The organism is Xylella fastidiosa (assembly GCF_011801475.1).
Taxonomy (GTDB): domain Bacteria; phylum Pseudomonadota; class Gammaproteobacteria; order Xanthomonadales; family Xanthomonadaceae; genus Xylella; species Xylella fastidiosa.
Genome location: NZ_CP044352.1, coordinates 81,510 through 99,871, shown reverse-complemented (window position 1 = coordinate 99,871; position 18,362 = coordinate 81,510). Strand labels below are relative to the sequence as shown.

Below are 18,362 nucleotides of genomic sequence, written 5' to 3'. Positions count from 1 at the left end.
ACCTGATTGAGCATAATCAGCCTGCTACTCAGGTTTTCTTAATGGCACCATTTTGAAGCAACGCCCCGGCATAGAGACCGGCTAGCATCAGCATCAAAGCACCCCAGAAGCTGGAGTAGAACGCCAAATGCGTATTGAAGGGGAACACGGTCGCGAGTAATGAAATCATCGCTGGGCGAGCACGATCACGCGCCGCGGCGGTCGCATAACGCCAAGCACGCCACGCCATTGCTGCGCCAGCGATCCACAGTAGCAACCCAATCACGCCAGTTTCAGAAAGAATTTCCAAGACGATTTGGTGCGCGTGCAATGCAGGACCTGCCCCCCAGGCGGGTATCCGCTCTGGGGTGGGATTACACGCGGGATAAGCATCACGGAAACCCCGTACGCCGACACCACTCAAGGGGTGTGCCTGGATCATACACAACGCCGCCTGCCAAATTTGGCTGCGTCCAGACAATGCCTGGTCCACTCCAGCGCCATGATCGGCAAAAACCGCTGCGGTACGGTCAATGCGCTCGCGTGTTTGAGGTGAAAAGGCAATCACTGCGAGCGCCAGTGGCAAGAAAAGGGCACCCATCCCCAGTAAGCGCCTTATCCCAAGCACCCTCCACCCTGACAGCATCAGGATCAGACCATACGTGATCCAGGAAGCACGCGACCCCGCCAATAACAGAACGATGCCAAGCACCGCCACAACCAGTAACCACAACGCAACACCGCGACGTTGCATTGCAAACAGCACAAATGGCGACAGCGTTGCCAAAGTTTGGCCAAGTTTGAGATTGCATGGGCCAAAAATACCGCTCAGGCGGTCGGCTAACATCATCTGCTGGGTGCTACAGAATCCATAGCCACTGATCGCCTGTTTGAGTTGATTCAACGACCAGAACAACGGACTGGTGCGCAACACTGCCTGAGCTAAGGCATCCAAGGTCCAGATCAACCCAATGACGGCCAACCCTTTGAAGGTGCGCTCTCGACGCTCTGGGGCCCCTACGGCAATCGCACATAACCACATGAAAGGCAGATAGCGCAGGTCCGTCGCCACCTTACGGAAGCTCTCGGAAAGCTCCAACGCTCCGAATAAAGACACCACCTGCGGCAACCAGTAAGCCATGAATAAAATGCTGGTCAGTGCCCAGGCGGGACTATCAAGCAACTGGGTACCACCACGGAAGCGATAGCGGATCAGAGAGTAGCTGGCAAGTAACGCACTCAGGGTGAGTACCGTAGCCGCTAATCCTGGTAATGGCCAAAAGGCCACGAACACCACCACGCATACCGGTGCCCAACGGCCAACATCAAGCAGCAATGCTGGCTTAGAGATGCTCACAATGTCAGGTGCAGAGTTCGTCATACACCTGCAACGTGGCCGATTGCATCGTCTGCAACGTGTAAGGAATGTCCGGAGGTAGCTCAGGGGAATGCATCAACAGCATTGCAGCACGCCGCTGCAGTACGGCTGTATCGAATGGGGAGACGGCACCATCAGGCTGTAACTGGGTGAGTAATTCGCCAACACCTCCATGATTCCAGCCGAGCACGGTGCGACCAACCGCGAGTGCTTCAAGCACGGTACGGCCGAATGCTTCAGGTTTGCGCGACAGTTGCAACACTAGGTCGCTGGCCGCATAGGCTTCAACGATATGCTCAGTCGGCGGAGTAAATACTACGCAATCGGTCACCCCCAGCTCGCGAGCTTGGGCTTCCAGCTCAGCCAGGTAAGATTCACGGCCTGGTTGACACGCACCAGGCAGCCACAAGCAGATGTTGTAGTGGAAAACACGCCGTAAAAAAGCCAGCAAAAGCAGCGCATCACCATGCCCTTTCAACCTGGTGCCGCGACCGGGCATCAGCAACAAACGGGTGTTGTCATCTAAACACGGGACATATTTCCTGGCCCAACGACGCGCGGAGCGATCCGGATACGGTCGGCGTCGGAACCTGGCAAGGTCGACGCCGCGCGGGATGGTACGCAGTCGCTGCGGATCGGTACGGCGGTAATGCCGGAGTACATAATCATGCACAACGTTTGAAACACAAATCACCCGCTCTCCATAGGTCATAACGGCACTGTAGGGGTTCGGCGCATTGAGACCATGAACCGTCGTGACAAATCGCGGCTTTGGGGAAAAGAAAAGACCATGCAATGCATACCAAGTCAGCCACGCAGGTAACCGCGAACGTGCATGCACAATGTCCGGGCGTAACTGGGCAAACAAGCGACGCAGCGCAGCAATGTGACGTAGTGTCAGCAATGATTTACGGCCAATATCCAAGGTGATGTGCTCAGCACCGATGCTGAGCAGGAATGCGACCAAAGGTCCGCCCGCCGAGACAACAATCGCCCGGTGTCCAGCCTGCACCAGCGCTGCGGCAACTTCCAAGGTTGAGCGTTCGACGCCACCGGAACATAGTGCTGGCAGTAGCTGTACGACGGTGAGACGACGCGTCGGCAAGACAAACATTCAGTCAATTAACGTGTAGACGGCCCCACAGTAGGGGCAGGTGACCTCGCCATTCGGTTCATCCTCTATCGGCAGATAGACCCGCGGGTGTGAGTTCCATAGTGCCATCTCCGGCATTGGGCAGCTCAATGGCAGATCACGGCGATGCACGGTGTAACGCTTCTGGGCGTTGGCGGGTGCGGTGGCGGTCTGGCTCATGGGTGAGATCATTGAAAGGGTGTGGCTAAGCATTTTATCAGTGAGGACCGCTGTCATGCGGTTGGTAAAGGCACGCGATGGGGTCATGAATCACACTTGGGTTGCTGCATCATGACAATCCTCATCATTCTCGTATCTACATAACCACGCACGATGTTGGCAAAAGATGTTGCAGTGTCGATGAGGGACGGAGTCATCAACCGATTACGGTCCCCCGCGGCACGAGAAAAACCATGAATCCATTGATTCTAAAAATGCTCCAGAGCAGGCAAGGCCAGCAGTGCCCGTTGGGGGATGAAGATACGCATCAATTCAACGTAGATGCCAACTCTCACGGATTGCATTAAGCATATGCTGCTAACGATTACTTACAGCGCAGGATCACAAGCAACCGTTTATTCCACGCGAAGGGCAGTCACATTTCAGGCAATGCCAAGGCTCATGAGGCGAGGCAGTGCAATACCAACACTTCGTAAACAATCGGGCAGTGGCAGGCCATTGTAGCCAGCACTGGTACACATGCGACGCGCGCTGCTTCATCTAGACGTGGGACGGAACAAGATGCTGCGGTGTGCCGCAGGCAAGTGCCGAGGAACCGTCTGGACACGTGCAATGGGAGAGGCTCAGGGTTGTTCGGCAGGCTACAGGTGCCTTTGTGGGCAAGCGAACGCAGGGACGCTCAACGTATCTCTTCATCTATCACCCGATGAAACGTGGCGTATTTTGTACAGAACATTGCCACATTGAATGATTGAATGATTGAATGATTGAATGATTGACAGTGCGCCGTTTCTCGATCCAGAACCAGAATAGAGAGATAACCGGCGCTGCAATAGGGAGGGGGCCTAATAAATTAAAAGGAGGGACATGGAGACATCGCCCCATGCTAACGTAAGGAGGCATTTTTATCGCAAAGTGATCTTTCAATAGGCATCGCTTGTTGCTGTAGAGATGCTCTGACTGCTACTCGCTATCACCTTCGCACCACCATGCCTGAGTACCGATCCAAAACTTCCACCTACGGCCGCAATATGGCTGGTGCGCGTGCGTTATGGCGCGCTACCGGCATGAAGGATGACGACTTCCAGAAGCCGATCATCGCGATTGCTAATTCTTTCACTCAATTCGTCCCAGGGCACGTTCATCTAAAGGATCTTGGCCAGCTAGTCGCACGTGAAATTGAGCGTCTCGGTGGTGTAGCCAAAGAATTCAACACGATTGCGGTAGATGACGGTATCGCGATGGGGCACGACGGAATGCTGTATTCGCTACCTAGTCGTGAAATCATCGCCGACTCCGTCGAATACATGGCAAACGCGCATTGTGCTGATGCGCTGGTATGCATCTCCAACTGCGACAAAATCACTCCTGGCATGCTGATGGCATCGCTCCGCCTGAACATCCCAACGGTGTTCGTCTCAGGTGGGCCGATGGAAGCCGGAAAAACGACACTGGCTGATCACAAACTCGACCTAGTTGACGCAATGGTGCTGGCTGCCGACCCTCACGCGAGTGACGAGGAAGTTGCTACCGTGGAACGCAGTGCCTGCCCCACTTGCGGTTCATGTTCGGGCATGTTTACTGCCAACTCGATGAACTGTCTCACCGAAGCACTCGGTTTATCCTTGCCAGGTAACGGGACTGTCGTTGCGACGCATTCTGACCGTAAACAACTGTTTTTGAACGCAGGACGCACTGTCATTGAGTTATGTCACCGCTGGTATGGGGCTGAAGATGCCACCGCATTACCTCGAGGCATTGCTACATTTGCTGCGTTCGAAAACGCGATAACCCTAGATATCGCGATGGGCGGCTCGACTAATACGATTTTGCACCTACTTGCAGCCGCACAGGAGGCGGAAGTGTCTTTTACGATGCAAGACATTGATCGCTTGTCACGGAATGTGCCGCAATTATGCAAAGTTGCTCCCAACACGCAGAAATACCATATTGAGGATGTGCACCGCGCTGGAGGCATCTTCGGGATTCTAGCTGAATTGGCACGGGGAAACTTGTTACATACTGACGTCGCAACCGTACATAGCAAAACCCTGGGTGAGGCCATCGCCACATGGGACATTATCGGGACGCAGGATGAAGCGGTCCATACGTTTTATAAAGCAGGTTCAGCAGGCATCCCAACCCAGGTGGCCTTCAGTCAAAGTACGCGTTGGCCGTCACTCGATACTGATCGTACCGAAGGCTGCATCCGTGACATGGAGCATGCGTTCTCGAAGGAAGGAGGCTTGGCAGTGCTCTATGGCAACATTGCCCAGGATGGCTGCGTCGTAAAGACCGCCGGTGTAGACGCATCAATCCATGTGTTCGAAGGTTCGGCCCTGGTGTACGAAAGCCAGGAGGCAGCGGTCAAAGGAATCCTTAGCGACGAGGTACAACCAGGCATGATCGTCGTGATTCGCTACGAAGGCCCCAAGGGCGGCCCTGGCATGCAGGAGATGCTGTATCCAACGTCGTATTTGAAGTCCAAAGGTCTCGGGAAGCAATGTGCTCTATTCACCGATGGCCGGTTTTCTGGCGGGACCTCAGGTTTATCAATTGGCCACGCTTCACCCGAAGCCGCAGCAGGTGGTGCTATTGGCCTCATCCGGGATGGCGACCGTATCCGCATCGACATTCCACAGCGCGCGATCAATGTGCTCATCAGCGAAGAGGAGTTGGCTTCACGGCGCCTCGAACAACATGCCATCGGCTGGAAGCCGGCCCAGTCACGGACGCGTAAGGTCAGCAGTGCTCTGAAGGCGTATGCATTACTTGCAACCAGCGCCGACAAGGGGGCCGTACGCAACAAAACGCTACTTTGAATATCATCGCAATCAGGTGCCCGGATGTGAGTCAAACGCAGGAAGTGAGATATAGAGAACTGAACGGGAAACAACAGATACTGGCCGAAAAAATTCCACAAACAATCATTGGAATGCGGATACACGGTTGCAGAGATTCACTCGCACAGGGGGAAACACGGCAATCCATCGGATTGCTATCGCCAAGCTTAGGAAGTTGATTCAAGGAGATGGGCAAACACAGAGTATGCATTGCACACGTGCAAAAAATCACAACACAGTTCACACGGCTATCTTTTTCATGGATATCGCATCGTTATCGTTTAGGAAAAATAGGCTCCAATTCACCATTTTTCCCTGCTTTGCTCAGGAACACTCTTAGTATCAAAGGCAAGGTGCCAATGCACTGCGCGTATCAGATGCAAACTAAATATATCGCTCACATACACCGAGCAAGAACCATTTTCCTGGCTCGATTAAGTGTGCCAAGTACTTGATCTTTATGTTTCTTTAGTCGTTTGTAGCGCTGCAGTATGACAAAACACTGTAGGCGAGAAACAAGACGCAATGATGATTTTCTTGGTAAGCACTCTGCTTACCTTGGTTACCGCTCGCCAGATAAGATCATCGCCAATGCCACGCGCCGCCCCTCACTAGCCAACACATTGTAAGTACGCGCTGAGGCATCGTTGGTCATGATTTCGATGCCGATTCCACGCGTCAGGCAGGTTGCCAGCACTACGGCTGGAGGAAAGATGTGACGATTTCCAGTGGATAGAATGACTAGCGTCGGTGCCAACGCCAGCACGGGTTCCAAATCGGTTGCTTGCAACTGCTCCGGCTTGGCCACTGACCAATCCTCAACTAATTTGTCCGGCATCAGGATGAAGCTGGAATACAGCACTCGATCATTGATGCGCGCATGGTTGGCATCAGCAAGGCGTAGGACGTAGATGTAATCAGGTTGTTCCTGAGTAAAGAGCACAGGCTGACCTCCGTGTGCTTAAGCGCGAGGCAACACGATTTGACATCTTCCCTTACTGCAGCGGTACAGAATAGCGATGTGACCAATACGCTGGACCAATACGCTACCGCTCTGAGCAGTCAGCGTAGCAATCAGCATATCGCGCATTTCGCGATCATCATTAACAACCTTCACCTTGATAAGTTCATGCCGTTCCAGGACATCGTTTAATTCTGAAAGAAATGCGGAAGTCAACCCCTTATCGCCAGTTTGCAATAAAATTTTGAGATGATGGGCTTGGCCACGCAGGAAACGATTTTGAGCGGAAGTGAGCGCGATGGTCATGGTTGATTTAACGGAATGCCAAATTAGATATTTAGAGTATCATGGTGGTTCTTTTTCCTCGGTTTTCAGATGTCACATAGCAAGAGCAGTCAGCGTTGGCTTAAGGAGCATTTCTCCGATCCCTTCGTGAAAAAAGCTCAAGCCGAGGGTATGCGCTCGCGAGCCGCATACAAGTTAGAAGAAATACTTAAACGTGATCGAATCCTCAGACCGAACATGGTTGTGATCGATCTTGGTGCTGCACCTGGAGGATGGTCGCAGCAAATACGCAAGCAGATGGGTGATAGCGGCAGGGTCATCGCTTTGGATATCGTGAAGATGGCGCCGCTGGTTGGAATAGAGTTCCTTCAAGGTGACTTCAGAGATAAAGCGGTCTTATCTCAGCTCGAGATAATGCTCAAAGGCCAACCCGTTGACCTTGTGCTTTCAGATATGGCCCCCAATAAGAGTGGAATAGACGTAATGGACCAACCGCGGATGATGTACTTAGCTGAGCTGGCGATGGATTTTGCGGACATCCATGTCAAACCGGGCGGTTCGTTCCTAATCAAACTGTTCCATGGAGTCGGATCAGATGGCTACATCCGTCAATTACGACACAGGTATAAAAAAGTTGCGATCCGCAAACCACTTGCTTCCCGCAAGCGCTCCCCAGAGGTTTATATCCTTGGTGACGGCAAGCTCACTCAGAATGAAGTAAGCTGCTCGTGAGTGGTCGCATTCGAATATTGAGAGTAAATGAGAGGCACTGGAACCAATGAGGATGAACGACTTAACCAAAAATGTGTTGCTGTGGGTGGTCGTCGCCGTCGTGCTGATGGTGGTATTTCAAAGTTTCTCGCCACGTATTGGTGGAGTGATAGGCAACGAACCAATCACCTATACACAATTTCTGAATGAAGTGGATAGCGGTCGGATCAAGTCGGTGAACTACACCGACGAGAGTGGCCTGACTGTCAACGCGATTCGCTTCAAACGCACCGACGGTAGCGAGGGTTTGGTCTACGGACCACGCGACGACAAATTGGTCGACGTGTTATACAGCAAGAACATTGAGATGACCCGGCAAAAGCCTTCCACCGGCCCAGGCTTTTGGTCTCTAGTATTGAATTTTCTACCAGTCATCCTAATCATTGGATTCTGGGTTTTCATCATGCGCCAGATGCAAGGTGGTGGGGCTAAAGGTGCGATGTCGTTTGGGAAATCCCGTGCAAAATTGCAAGGCGATGACCAGATCAAAATCACTTTTGCTGACGTCGCCGGTTGCGACGAAGCCAAAGAGGAAGTTGGTGAGCTGGTCGATTTTTTGCGTGACCCCACTAAATTCACCAAGCTTGGCGGCAAGATTCCACGTGGAGTCTTGATGGTGGGTCCTCCAGGCACCGGCAAGACGTTATTAGCCAAAGCAATCGCTGGGGAAGCAAAAGTGCCTTTCTTTTCGATTTCTGGATCTGACTTCGTCGAAATGTTTGTTGGGGTCGGTGCTAGCCGTGTTCGTGACATGTTTGAGCAAGCCAAAAAGCATGCCCCATGCATTATTTTCATCGACGAAATCGACGCGGTAGGCCGTCATCGAGGTGCAGGCTTAGGCGGAGGCCATGACGAACGCGAACAAACTTTAAACCAGCTCCTGGTCGAAATGGACGGCTTTGAAGGCGGTGAAGGCGTGATTGTGATCGCCGCGACGAATCGCCCTGACGTGCTCGACCCTGCGCTGCTGCGCCCAGGTCGCTTCGACCGTCAAGTTGTGGTTGCTCTACCAGACGTTAAAGGCCGTGAGCAGATCCTAGGTGTTCATATGCGTAAGTTACTGTTAGCCAATGACGTCGAGCCGCTCGTGATTGCACGTGGAACCCCTGGTTTTTCTGGAGCTGACTTAGCCAATCTGTGCAATGAAGCAGCGTTATTCGCCGCGCGTAGCAACGAAAAGGAAGTCAGAATGAACCATTTCGACGCTGCCCGCGACAAAATACTCATGGGCACTGAACGTCGCTCAATGGCAATGAGTGAGGAAGAAAAAACCCTTACTGCTTACCACGAAGCTGGTCATGCCATCGTTGGCCGCTTAGTACCTGAGCATGACCCTGTGTACAAAGTCACGATTATCCCCCGTGGCCGTGCTTTGGGCGTCACCATGTATCTTCCTGAAGGTGACAAATACTCAATCAATAAAGTGGCTATTCAGTCCCAACTATGCTCCTTATATGGTGGCCGTGTTGCCGAAGAATTAATCTTCGGTGAGGATAAAGTCACAACTGGCGCTTCTAATGATATTGAACGTGTGACCAAGATGGCACGCAATATGGTCACCAAGTGGGGACTCTCGGATGAACTGGGTCCGGTTGCTTATGGCGAGGAAGAGGATGAAGTTTTTCTTGGCCGTTCTGTGACTCAACATAAAAATGTCTCAGATGAAACGGCCCGCAAAATTGATGAGGTAGTGCGCTCTATCTTGGACAAAGCGTACGCTCGTACCAAGCGGATTTTGGCAGATAACTTAGATAAGCTCCACGCGATGTCCCAGCTGCTGCTGCAGTACGAAACCATCGACGCACCTCAGATTGATGCCATTATGGAGGGTCGTGCCCCCCCCCCGCCGGTTGGCTGGGGTAAACCTTCTGACAATGGTAGCGACGACGACATGAGTAAGCCCCGCCCATTAACTACCATCGTTGTTCCAGCTGAGCAGGTTTGATCTAAACAGTAATCACTGCACCGTCATATACACCGGCCCTAGAGTCATCCTGGGCCGGTTGTGTCTTTGAAACGCAATAAACTGTCACACCACAGATAGCACCAGCAATGACCGTAGTATTACTTTCCAGGCCTGTTGCTTGCTGTGCCATGATCCACTCACCGGTGGCATAACACACCACTAATATATTGAAAACCGTGATCGCCACTGTTGCTAGTGAATCTATCGGCTTTTAACGATCAGCCATACCATGCTGGTTACCTTACAACGCTCATCCACCATCACAGCAACAGGAAAGGAAGTTTCCGATGTTTGACACTATCCCCACCCTGCACTGCGCCGGACGCACCTTGCGTCTAGACAGTCCATTGGTCATGGGTATCCTCAACGTGACTCCTGATTCCTTTTCCGACGGAGGCCTGTATGACTCTGTGGATGCAGCAGTGGCGCATGGATTACGCCTGATTGCTGAGGGTGCAGACATCATTGATATTGGCGGGGAATCCACCCGTCCCGGCGCAGCGCCGGTACCGCTGGAGGAGGAACTACTCCGAGTGGTGCCGGTCATCAAGGCATTAGCTGCCTACGATAAAGCTGTCATCAGCGTAGACACCTTCAAACCTGAGGTAATGCGTGCGGCAGTCGCTGCCGGTGCCGGCTTGATCAATGACATCTATGCACTACGCACTCCCGGAGCGCTGAAAGCAGCAGCAGAACTGGCTGTACCAGTGATATTGATGCATATGAAAGGTGAGCCGCACTCAACGCAAACACCACAGTACGATCATGTGGTTGATGAAGTGTACCGTTTCCTGGCCGAGCGGATTTTTGCCGCCGAGATAGCAGGTATCGAACGACACCGACTGCTGATCGATCCTGGTTTCAGTTTCAGCAAGACCACGGAACATAACATTGCACTGTTAGCGGCACTGGAACGTTTCACCAATCTCGGCATCCCATTGTTGGCCGGATTGTCACGCAAGCGTAGCTTGGGCGAACTGACAGGACGTCAGTTACCAATCGAACGCGTGTACGCCTCCGTCGCTGCACATCTCATTGCGGTACAACGCGGCGCGTTAATCGTACGGGTGCATGATGTGGCAGCTATGGTCGATGCCCTCAAAGTTTGGCAGGCAGTTTCAGCAGCGGCTGCACCTGCAACACATACCAAAACTACAGTGGCTCGTTCGCCCCATGACGACTGATGCCGGCCGACACGAGACCAGCCGCAATTGTACTCATGGGGCCAACCGCAAGCGGCAAAAGCCAACTGGCCATTGATATTGCCAAGCGTTGGGGAGGGGAGGTCATTAGTGTTGACTCGGTTCTGGTCTATCGTGGCTTAGACATCGGTACTGCAAAGCCGAACGCGGCAATGCGTGCATCAGTACCGCATCATTTGATCGACATTTGTGAACCTTGGGAAACCTATTCTGCTGCCGATTTCGCGCATGATGCACGCGCCGCAATCGACATGATCGTTAGACGTGGCGCATTACCAATCCTCACTGGCGGTACTGGACTGTACTTCCGTGCGTTACTGGCAGGTCTTTCGGATATGCCTCCAGCTCATCCTGAAATACGCGCGATGATCGCGGCTGAAGCCAAGAGAGACAGTTGGGCAGCACTACACACACGTTTGGCCGAAGTCGATGCAATCACGGCTGCACGTATCCACGCGACCGACCCACAGCGAATTCAGCGTGCATTGGAAGTCTATCTAGTGAGCGGACAATCAATGAGTGATTGGCAAAATCAGCCACCCAAACAACGATTACCTTTGCGGGTTCTTAAGCTGGTGCTCGCACCGACCCATCGCAAAGTACTGCACTTCAGGATCGCGCAGCGCTTCAAGGCAATGTTGGATAACGGCCTACTTGCCGAGGTGAATGCGTTACGTACACACCCATCCATCCACGCAATGGCTCGACCACTGGATCTTCCAGCAATGCGTGCGGTTGGCTACCGCCAATGTTGGGAACACTTGGACGGCATGTACACTGCCGAAATGCTGTATCAGCGCAGCGTTGCCGCCACACGTCAACTGGCCAAACGTCAGTTAACGTGGCTACGTGGCGAGCTGGATGCCCTTTGGTTCGATCCAGAACATGATCAATCCAGAATAGAGAAAGTCATGGAAGCATTTTTAAACAGATAAAAACATGTCGACTGCGTCTCAGCGGTGTAACATCATGGCTCCGGAGCCGATTAGGAAAACAAACCGGCTGACCGGAGTAATAATAAAAATAAAGGAGTTTTCGATGGCTAAGGGGCAATCTTTACAGGATCCTTTTCTAAACGCATTGCGTCGCGAACGGGTACCTGTATCAGTCTATCTAGTGAACGGCATCAAACTACAAGGCACAATCGAATCATTCGATCAATTTGTGGTTCTACTACGTAATACTGTCAGCCAGATGGTGTACAAGCATGCTATTTCCACAGTGGTACCTGCACGCAACGTACGAGTTGGCCCAGGTGGAGGCTATGTGCATTCAGGTAGTGATACGTTGCAAATTAATGATGACGAAGTGGAATGATCCGGGAGTGAGGTGTGTTTGACCGCTCACGCAAAGGCGAGTATGCGTTGCTGATCCAGCCCCTCACCGATCACTCTGCCGAAGACGGCGCTTTGGAGGAATTTGCGGACCTGACCAGGTCCGCAGGGGCAACTGTTGCTGGATCTCTCGCCGTTCGGATACATCGTCCGAACCCATCAACACTGCTTAGCAGCGGTAAGTTAAAAGAAATAAAGGAAACCGCCGACGCAACCGGGGCGGACCTGATACTGATTAATCATTCACTCTCCCCCGTGCAAGAACGTAATCTGGAAAAGTCTCTTGAACGTCGCGTGATTGATCGTACGGGGCTTATTCTGGACATCTTCGCACAACGCGCATGCAGCCACGAAGGCAAGCTGCAAGTCGAGTTAGCACAGCTACGGCACTTGGCAACACGGTTGGTACGCGGATGGACTCACCTAGAACGCCAACGTGGTGGTGCGATCGGTCTGCGTGGCCCCGGTGAAACTCAGTTGGAAACTGATCGCCGCTTATTGCAAAAACGGGTGGAACAACTACAGAAACGCCTCAGTAAAGTCGAGGTGCAGCGCACCCAGATGCGTCGCGCAAGAGTGCGTAGCGAAGTGCCACGTATCGCACTCGTTGGCTATACCAACTCCGGTAAATCGACTTTGTTTAATGCACTCACCGGTGCTTCTGCTTACACAGCCAACCAACTGTTCGCCACGCTAGACCCCAAAGTACGCCGTATTGTCCTGCCCGGCAGCAGTGCGATGCTTGCCGACACTGTAGGCTTTGTGCGTCATTTACCGCACGAACTGGTAGCCGCATTCCGCTCTACGCTGTCGGAAGCACGCGAAGCTGATCTGCTACTACATGTCATTGACGCAGCCGATCCACTACGTGAGGAACGCATCGACCAAGTCGACGAAGTACTACAAGCAATCGGTGCCGGTGAACTGCCGCAATTACTGGTGTTCAACAAAATCGATTGCATTGAGGGCGCAGAAGTGCGCCAGGACGCGCAGGACGGGATACCTGACCAAGCACGACGCGAGCGTGTGTGGTTGTCCGCACGTCATGGACACGGCGTTGAGTTGCTGCAACAAATACTGAATCATCGCTTGAAGATCCAGAATGTACAGAGCGAACTACGCTTGCCGCCTTCAGAAGGACGTTTACGCGCACGTCTTCACGAACTCAAGGGAGTACGCGAAGAGCAGACTGATGAGCATGGTTGGTTGCTAAAAATCGATCTTTCTTTAGCTGAAATTGAACGCTTAGCCGCAAGCGACTATGGAATACCGCTGCGTGCATTGCTGCAAGATCACCGTGATGCTTGGACTCCAACTCTGCACTCAAAGTATGTATCCGCCGAATACTAGGTGCTACCAAACTTAAAACTTTTGACAGCATTACGGAGCGCCCTTTTGATGTCCGACAGCCTCTCCACTGCACTTTCACACTACACAGCAGAGGAGAAGCGCCATCGCATTTTCGCGATCATCGCCGTTTCCTCCGGCAACTTAGTCGAATGGTTCGACTTTTACGTCTACGCATTCACCGCGCTGTATTTTTCCTCCCAGTTTTTCCCTGAGTCCAATCAAACCGCACAATTACTCAACACTGCCGCAATCTTTGGTGCAGGCTTCTTGATGCGGCCTATCGGCGGCTGGCTGTTCGGCCGGATTGCCGATCGCTACGGACGCAAACGCTCGTTATTGATCTCGGTAATGATGATGTGTGGCGGTTCAATGGTGATCGCCACGCTTCCTACCCATCATATGATCGGTGCCTGGGCGGCGTTTTTATTACTACTCGCACGTCTGATACAGGGTCTGTCGGTAGGTGGTGAGTACGGTTCTACCGCAACTTACATGAGTGAAATTGCGCTGCGTGGACGACGCGGCTTCTATTCCTCGTTCCAGTACGTCACGTTGATCGGCGGCCAGTTGCTAGCAGTGTTGACTCTGGTGGTGCTGGAAGCTTTATTCACTGAAGTTCAAATGCGCGCCTGGGGTTGGCGTATTCCATTCATGATCGGTGCGATTGCCGCAGCAGTTGCGTTATTACTACGCCGCACACTGAACGAAACTCAATCAGAGGATAACCGACATGACACCCATGCTGGTTCACTATCAACCCTGTTCCGCGAGCACCGCACTGCATTCCTAACCGTATTTGGATATACCGCTGGCGGCTCGCTGATTTTTTACACTTTCACCACCTATATGCAGAAGTTCCTAGTCAACAGTTCCGGCTTATCCAAACAGACTGCTAGTCTGGTGATGAGTGGCGCACTGTTTGTCTATATGTGCATTCAACCATTGTTCGGCCTACTGTCGGACTATATCGGGCGGCGCAACAACATGCTGCTATTTGGTGGGTTAGGTGCGGTCTGTACTGTACCGATCCTCGCAACATTACAGCGTATTCATTCACCACTACCCGCATTTATATTGATCGTAGGAGCGTTGTCGATTATCAGCTTCTACACCTCCATCTCCGCCATCGTGAAAGCCGAGATGTTCCCAGCAAAAGTACGGGCGCTAGGTGTGGGCTTCGCCTACGCAGTAGGTAACGCCATATTTGGTGGTTCGGCCGAATATATTGCCCTGGGACTGAAGAGCTTCGATCTAGAAACGGTGTTCTTCTGGTACGTGGCAGCAATGATGGCGGTCGTATTCTTGGTCAGTTTGCGCCTACCACGGCAAGCCACGTACCTGCATCATGACCATTAAAACATGCACCGATTTTATAGAAGACAATCAAGTTCAGTTCAACGAAAACAACTACCCTCCTCTTTAATGCGTACCGAAAATGCCAACCGACCAGCAGATCCGTAACCTATCTGAAACCTTGGGTAAGCAGTTATGCATGACACGCGAGCGGTTGGTCACTGCAGAGAGCTGCACTGGTGGCTGGATCGCTAAAGCGATTACCGATGTTCCTGGATCATCTGCTTGGTTCGAATGTGGCATCGTCGCCTACAGTTACGAAGCCAAGCAGGCGTTGCTTGGAGTGCGTCCGGAGACGCTTGAAATACACGGTGCGGTCAGTCGTGAAACTGTGGTGGAAATGGTCTCCGGCGCATTGGTACAGTCCGGTGCCAGCATCGCAATAGCAGTAACAGGGATTGCTGGACCTGAGGGTGGCAGTACAGGCAAACCAATTGGCAGTGTCTGGATTAGCTGGAAACGACGTGGTGGTTACGCCAACCCACAATTTTTTAAATTCGATGGTGATCGCGATGCCGTGCGTCGAGAAACTGTGCTGACTGCATTACTGGGCCTCAGTACGTTGCTGTAACGGCATAGGTTACAAACCCTCTTTCTCCGTACCCAAGCGCACATTCCATAGCAACGCCGTAACCTTACCGAACAAGATCCATAGAAAAATACCCGGCACCTCGGGTCGTTGATACCTCGTATGGCATAGACACATGGACATGATCATGATCGCACGGCTCACTGAGGAACCATCGTTACTGTTTGCTATCGTTACAGCAAAAGTAAGTCCAACTGAACAACACAATAGCCAAGCGAAACTACATCATCTAATTAAACCAACATAGCAAGCAAACCCAGGATCCTTCGGTTGTTCAATAGTCTATGCAGATGTGCTGGATAGCTCCTGCGACCACAGCACTTTCTAGAATCACAAAATGGCTTTAAATATCCTGCCTGCACGCGTATTTGTCTGGTGTTCGCTCAGTAACTACAAGCCTCTAAATGATTATTCTTAATGTGCCAAACACCAGATTCTGCCTGCACATGCTTAGTTAGCTAACAACACCGTAATGATCCTACTGCTTTGTATTTAACCGCTTAACGCAAGCAACTGCAGCAGTAGCAAGAAGGTATTGACTTACTTCTGGATGAAGCTCTCTGAAAGCAAACATTCTCTGCTTTTGTATCAACCGATGACGAGGTTAACGTCAAACAAAATAACTACCTCACCCCAAGCCGCAACCAGCCACAACTTCTTTCTCCAAGAGCATTACCCGGCGCTATGAGTAATCAGCACACATCACCTTGTGCAGCTCAGAGGCACAGACAAAGGGGTCACAATCAACGCAAGATCAATTCAAAGCGCAGAGACCATCGGCCATCACTTGCATGCCTGCGTAAACCATTAGATTTTCTAAGAACCATTCATCACATTGGATAGCGATGTTTGCACCCATCATCTCAATGCTTTCTTTTAGATTTTCACTGAAAATACGGCGGTAGAACTGGAATGCCACACTGGAGTACAGATTCTAAGGAAACGACCAACAACATATGCCTTAAACAATGAATTGGCAGATTGTATACTGCAAGCTTAGAACACAAACACCGTAGCTTCCGATGTAACTCTAGATTCTCCCAATACAAACCAAACAGTTAGTGCAGCATATAATCAAACACTACTGTTTTTTCTGACTTCCGCTGAGATATCCATCTTCCAACAAGGCAAATTATGAAACATGATCGTTAAGAGGTCATCAAGGTCATATACCAACTTATTTATAGATTTTAGCGCAAAGCTTTGATCTTAAGCACAGCAAATAACTGATTAATTACGAGACTATCGCAATTTCAAAACAAATATCATTATGTGAATTTACACATTGGAATCAACATCAAGTCGACCAAGTGATTATTACCACTCCTTCATCAATCAAATGTTCCATAATTCAATTAAATTTATGAATTGAAATTATTATTAATACATACTAATTTAAATTTAATAAATAAAATATTCTCCATTTAATTGTGCTATAGATCAGCTACGTTCTATCATCATCACGGCTTTATCCGAGTAAAGGGGGAATACAATGAAAACGTTTAAGTAATGCGACATTGATTACAAGCTTTTGGAATTGTAATTCCCTTTCCTAATCCACAATCAAAATTGAAATTTCCAACTTAATTATGAAAATCATGAAAACTTTCGCACTCTCAAGCATCGCATCCGCCGCTATGCTGTTCTGCAGCTCGGCTTTGGCAGCTGATGGCACCATCACTGTCGACGGTAAGGTGACCGACAGAACCTGCACCATCAATGGCGGAACCCCGAATTTCTCGGTCACAATGCCGACAGTATCGTTCAGCTCTCTGAATGGGGAAGGCAAAACTTCAGCTCGTACGCCGTTCACCATTGAACTAACAAATTGCACGGCGGGCAGCACCGTAGCCACCTATTTTGAGCCAGGCCCAGCGGTGGATATCAATACTTCCAGACTAATCAATCAAGCCCCGACAGCCAGTGCGGCTACTAATGTGCAGGTTCAATTGCTGGGCAGTAACGGTTCGGTCATCCCCATCAAGGCCGTTGGTACTACCGGTGCTCAAGACAACTCACAATGGGTAGCGGTCAACGCATCTGGCGCAGCCAGTATGCATTACTACACCGAGTATTACGCCACCGGCGTCAGCACAGCCGGTAGTGTGGTGACCAACATTCAGTACACCATCATCTACCAATAATCGATAACGACGCACTGGGGTGACGTACGTCGCTCCGTGCGTCATCCTGCCCTGCACTTTATTTCATTCATATGGTTCCTCCGATCATGAGAACTCAACAAAGCAAAAGCATCTGGGTGCTTGCCCTAAGCACGTGCTTATGCGCCCAATCCGCTTTCGCCGGCATCATCATCGCTGGGACCAGGGTTGTCTATCCCGCACAATCACGTGATGTCACCGTACAAGTGACCAACACTGGGGAAAACCCTGCACTGTTACAAACCTGGATGGATGACGGCGACTCCAAGCAAACACCTGACGAAAGTAAAGCCCCCTTTCTGGTGACGCCTCCTATCAGTCGAGTCGAACCTGGATCAGGCCAAGCGTTGCGTTTATTTTTTACGGGCACCACAACGCTTCCAGAAGATCGGGAAAGCTTATTCTGGTTAAACGTTCTCGAGATTCCACCTACTCCGTTAGAATATTCCGATAAAAATGCTCCAACTTCCGCTGATAAATCAGACAGCCAGAACTACCTGCAACTCGCATTTCGCTCGCGGATCAAGGTGTTCTATCGTCCATCTAAACTCAAAGGAACAGCAAACGAAGCGCCCGCCTCGCTCAGTTGGAAAGTGAATTCCAACGGGCAATTGCTAGTGAGCAACCCCACACCCTATCACGTCACGCTCACCCGAACCGAAGCGCTGGATGACAAAGGAAGGAAAGAGACAATTGACAAAATTGGAGTGTTGTTAACCCCTGGCCAGGAATACACATTCAAAGCGAACAAATCGGATGGACTCTCATCACGGTGGAAAAGTGTGTCTTTTACCTACATTAATGATTATGGCGGAATAAAAACGCTCAGCAGTAATTTGGGATCAATGCCTTAACAGCGCTATTAATAATAAAAAAT

Annotated in this window: 17 protein-coding genes; 11 read left to right on the top strand and 6 right to left on the bottom strand. The window is 51.1% G+C overall.

Annotation, left to right across the window (positions count from 1 at the left end; all coding sequences use genetic code 11):
* Nucleotides 1-28 precede the first annotated feature (28 nt).
* The 3 genes from F7G16_RS00390 to F7G16_RS00380 are packed head-to-tail and all read right to left on the bottom strand — an operon-like array spanning nucleotide 29 to nucleotide 2,669.
* Entirely contained in the window at nucleotides 29-1,360 is a 1,332-nt protein-coding gene (locus F7G16_RS00390; RefSeq protein WP_004087652.1) for an O-antigen ligase family protein, read from the bottom strand.
* Nucleotides 1,341-2,471 carry a glycosyltransferase gene (locus F7G16_RS00385; protein ID WP_004087654.1) on the bottom strand — a complete coding sequence of 377 codons (1,131 nt, stop codon included), beginning with the start codon at nucleotides 2,469-2,471 and terminating at the stop codon, nucleotides 1,341-1,343. Before F7G16_RS00385 ends, F7G16_RS00390 begins: the two co-directional genes overlap by 20 nt.
* Nucleotides 2,472-2,669, bottom strand: coding sequence for a zinc-finger domain-containing protein (locus tag F7G16_RS00380; RefSeq protein WP_010892647.1), 198 nt, complete (start codon nucleotides 2,667-2,669; stop codon nucleotides 2,472-2,474).
* Nucleotides 2,670-3,658: 989 nt separating this feature from the next.
* Between F7G16_RS00380 and ilvD the strand changes: the two genes are divergently transcribed.
* Nucleotides 3,659-5,491 (top strand): dihydroxy-acid dehydratase, encoded by a 1,833-nt coding sequence (gene ilvD / locus F7G16_RS00375; protein ID WP_004087662.1) that lies wholly within the window; start codon nucleotides 3,659-3,661, stop codon nucleotides 5,489-5,491.
* A gap of 583 nt (nucleotides 5,492-6,074) precedes the next feature.
* On the opposite strand, the gene F7G16_RS00370 is transcribed toward ilvD, so the two are convergent.
* The gene (locus F7G16_RS00370; protein WP_011097493.1) at nucleotides 6,075-6,455 is read right to left on the bottom strand and encodes an Mth938-like domain-containing protein; all 381 of its coding nucleotides are present in this window, start codon (nucleotides 6,453-6,455) and stop codon (nucleotides 6,075-6,077) included.
* Nucleotides 6,456-6,473: 18 nt separating this feature from the next.
* Nucleotides 6,474-6,779, bottom strand: coding sequence for a ribosome assembly RNA-binding protein YhbY (gene yhbY, locus F7G16_RS00365; RefSeq protein WP_004087669.1), 306 nt, complete (start codon nucleotides 6,777-6,779; stop codon nucleotides 6,474-6,476).
* A gap of 69 nt (nucleotides 6,780-6,848) precedes the next feature.
* Between yhbY and F7G16_RS00360 the strand changes: the two genes are divergently transcribed.
* The 8 genes from F7G16_RS00360 to F7G16_RS00320 all read left to right on the top strand — a co-directional run bounded on the left by F7G16_RS00360 (nucleotide 6,849) and on the right by F7G16_RS00320 (nucleotide 15,305).
* The gene (locus F7G16_RS00360; RefSeq protein ID WP_004087670.1) at nucleotides 6,849-7,490 is read left to right on the top strand and encodes an RlmE family RNA methyltransferase; all 642 of its coding nucleotides are present in this window, start codon (nucleotides 6,849-6,851) and stop codon (nucleotides 7,488-7,490) included.
* 52 nt (nucleotides 7,491-7,542) lie between these two features.
* A complete protein-coding gene (gene ftsH, locus F7G16_RS00355; protein ID WP_004087671.1) occupies nucleotides 7,543-9,474 on the top strand; it encodes an ATP-dependent zinc metalloprotease FtsH in 1,932 nt (643 codons plus the stop codon).
* Nucleotides 9,475-9,782: 308 nt separating this feature from the next.
* On the top strand, nucleotides 9,783-10,679 hold the full coding sequence (gene folP, locus F7G16_RS00345) for a dihydropteroate synthase (protein ID WP_004087672.1): 897 nt from the start codon (nucleotides 9,783-9,785) through the stop codon (nucleotides 10,677-10,679).
* Nucleotides 10,679-11,632 (top strand): tRNA (adenosine(37)-N6)-dimethylallyltransferase MiaA, encoded by a 954-nt coding sequence (miaA, locus tag F7G16_RS00340; RefSeq protein WP_004087674.1) that lies wholly within the window; start codon nucleotides 10,679-10,681, stop codon nucleotides 11,630-11,632. The genes folP and miaA overlap by 1 nt, the downstream gene beginning before the upstream one ends.
* A gap of 103 nt (nucleotides 11,633-11,735) precedes the next feature.
* On the top strand, nucleotides 11,736-12,014 hold the full coding sequence (gene hfq, locus F7G16_RS00335) for an RNA chaperone Hfq (protein WP_004085558.1): 279 nt from the start codon (nucleotides 11,736-11,738) through the stop codon (nucleotides 12,012-12,014).
* A 14-nt stretch (nucleotides 12,015-12,028) separates the two neighbouring features.
* The gene (hflX, locus tag F7G16_RS00330) at nucleotides 12,029-13,381 is read left to right on the top strand and encodes a ribosome rescue GTPase HflX (protein ID WP_004087676.1); all 1,353 of its coding nucleotides are present in this window, start codon (nucleotides 12,029-12,031) and stop codon (nucleotides 13,379-13,381) included.
* 48 nt (nucleotides 13,382-13,429) lie between these two features.
* Nucleotides 13,430-14,737 carry an MFS family transporter gene (locus F7G16_RS00325; RefSeq protein WP_004087678.1) on the top strand — a complete coding sequence of 436 codons (1,308 nt, stop codon included), beginning with the start codon at nucleotides 13,430-13,432 and terminating at the stop codon, nucleotides 14,735-14,737.
* Nucleotides 14,738-14,873: 136 nt separating this feature from the next.
* Nucleotides 14,874-15,305, top strand: a complete 432-nt coding sequence (locus tag F7G16_RS00320; RefSeq protein WP_370447382.1) for a CinA family protein — start codon at nucleotides 14,874-14,876, stop codon at nucleotides 15,303-15,305.
* Nucleotides 15,306-16,077: 772 nt separating this feature from the next.
* Here the strand turns inward: F7G16_RS00320 and F7G16_RS00315 are convergent.
* A complete protein-coding gene (locus F7G16_RS00315; protein WP_014607555.1) occupies nucleotides 16,078-16,242 on the bottom strand; it encodes a hypothetical protein in 165 nt (54 codons plus the stop codon).
* Nucleotides 16,243-16,912: 670 nt separating this feature from the next.
* On the opposite strand from F7G16_RS00315, the gene F7G16_RS00310 reads away from it, so the two are divergent.
* Nucleotides 16,913-17,467 (top strand): fimbrial protein, encoded by a 555-nt coding sequence (locus tag F7G16_RS00310; protein WP_004087683.1) that lies wholly within the window; start codon nucleotides 16,913-16,915, stop codon nucleotides 17,465-17,467.
* A 71-nt stretch (nucleotides 17,468-17,538) separates the two neighbouring features.
* A complete protein-coding gene (locus F7G16_RS00305) occupies nucleotides 17,539-18,339 on the top strand; it encodes a fimbria/pilus periplasmic chaperone (protein ID WP_004087685.1) in 801 nt (266 codons plus the stop codon).
* Nucleotides 18,340-18,362 lie beyond the last annotated feature (23 nt).

Bases quoted from the DNA above. Each gene is read 5' to 3' on its own strand.
- F7G16_RS00390 (WP_004087652.1), bottom strand. From the start codon at position 1,360: ATGACGAACTCTGCACCTGACATTGTGAGCATCTCTAAGCCAGCATTG.
- F7G16_RS00385 (WP_004087654.1), bottom strand. From the start codon at position 2,471: ATGTTTGTCTTGCCGACGCGTCGTCTCACCGTCGTACAGCTACTGCCA.
- F7G16_RS00380 (WP_010892647.1), bottom strand. From the start codon at position 2,669: ATGAGCCAGACCGCCACCGCACCCGCCAACGCCCAGAAGCGTTACACC.
- ilvD (WP_004087662.1), top strand. From the start codon at position 3,659: ATGCCTGAGTACCGATCCAAAACTTCCACCTACGGCCGCAATATGGCT.
- yhbY (WP_004087669.1), bottom strand. From the start codon at position 6,779: ATGACCATCGCGCTCACTTCCGCTCAAAATCGTTTCCTGCGTGGCCAA.
- F7G16_RS00360 (WP_004087670.1), top strand. From the start codon at position 6,849: ATGTCACATAGCAAGAGCAGTCAGCGTTGGCTTAAGGAGCATTTCTCC.
- ftsH (WP_004087671.1), top strand. From the start codon at position 7,543: ATGAACGACTTAACCAAAAATGTGTTGCTGTGGGTGGTCGTCGCCGTC.
- folP (WP_004087672.1), top strand. From the start codon at position 9,783: ATGTTTGACACTATCCCCACCCTGCACTGCGCCGGACGCACCTTGCGT.
- miaA (WP_004087674.1), top strand. From the start codon at position 10,679: ATGCCGGCCGACACGAGACCAGCCGCAATTGTACTCATGGGGCCAACC.
- hfq (WP_004085558.1), top strand. From the start codon at position 11,736: ATGGCTAAGGGGCAATCTTTACAGGATCCTTTTCTAAACGCATTGCGT.
- F7G16_RS00325 (WP_004087678.1), top strand. From the start codon at position 13,430: ATGTCCGACAGCCTCTCCACTGCACTTTCACACTACACAGCAGAGGAG.
- F7G16_RS00320 (WP_370447382.1), top strand. From the start codon at position 14,874: ATGACACGCGAGCGGTTGGTCACTGCAGAGAGCTGCACTGGTGGCTGG.
- F7G16_RS00310 (WP_004087683.1), top strand. From the start codon at position 16,913: ATGAAAATCATGAAAACTTTCGCACTCTCAAGCATCGCATCCGCCGCT.
- F7G16_RS00305 (WP_004087685.1), top strand. From the start codon at position 17,539: ATGGTTCCTCCGATCATGAGAACTCAACAAAGCAAAAGCATCTGGGTG.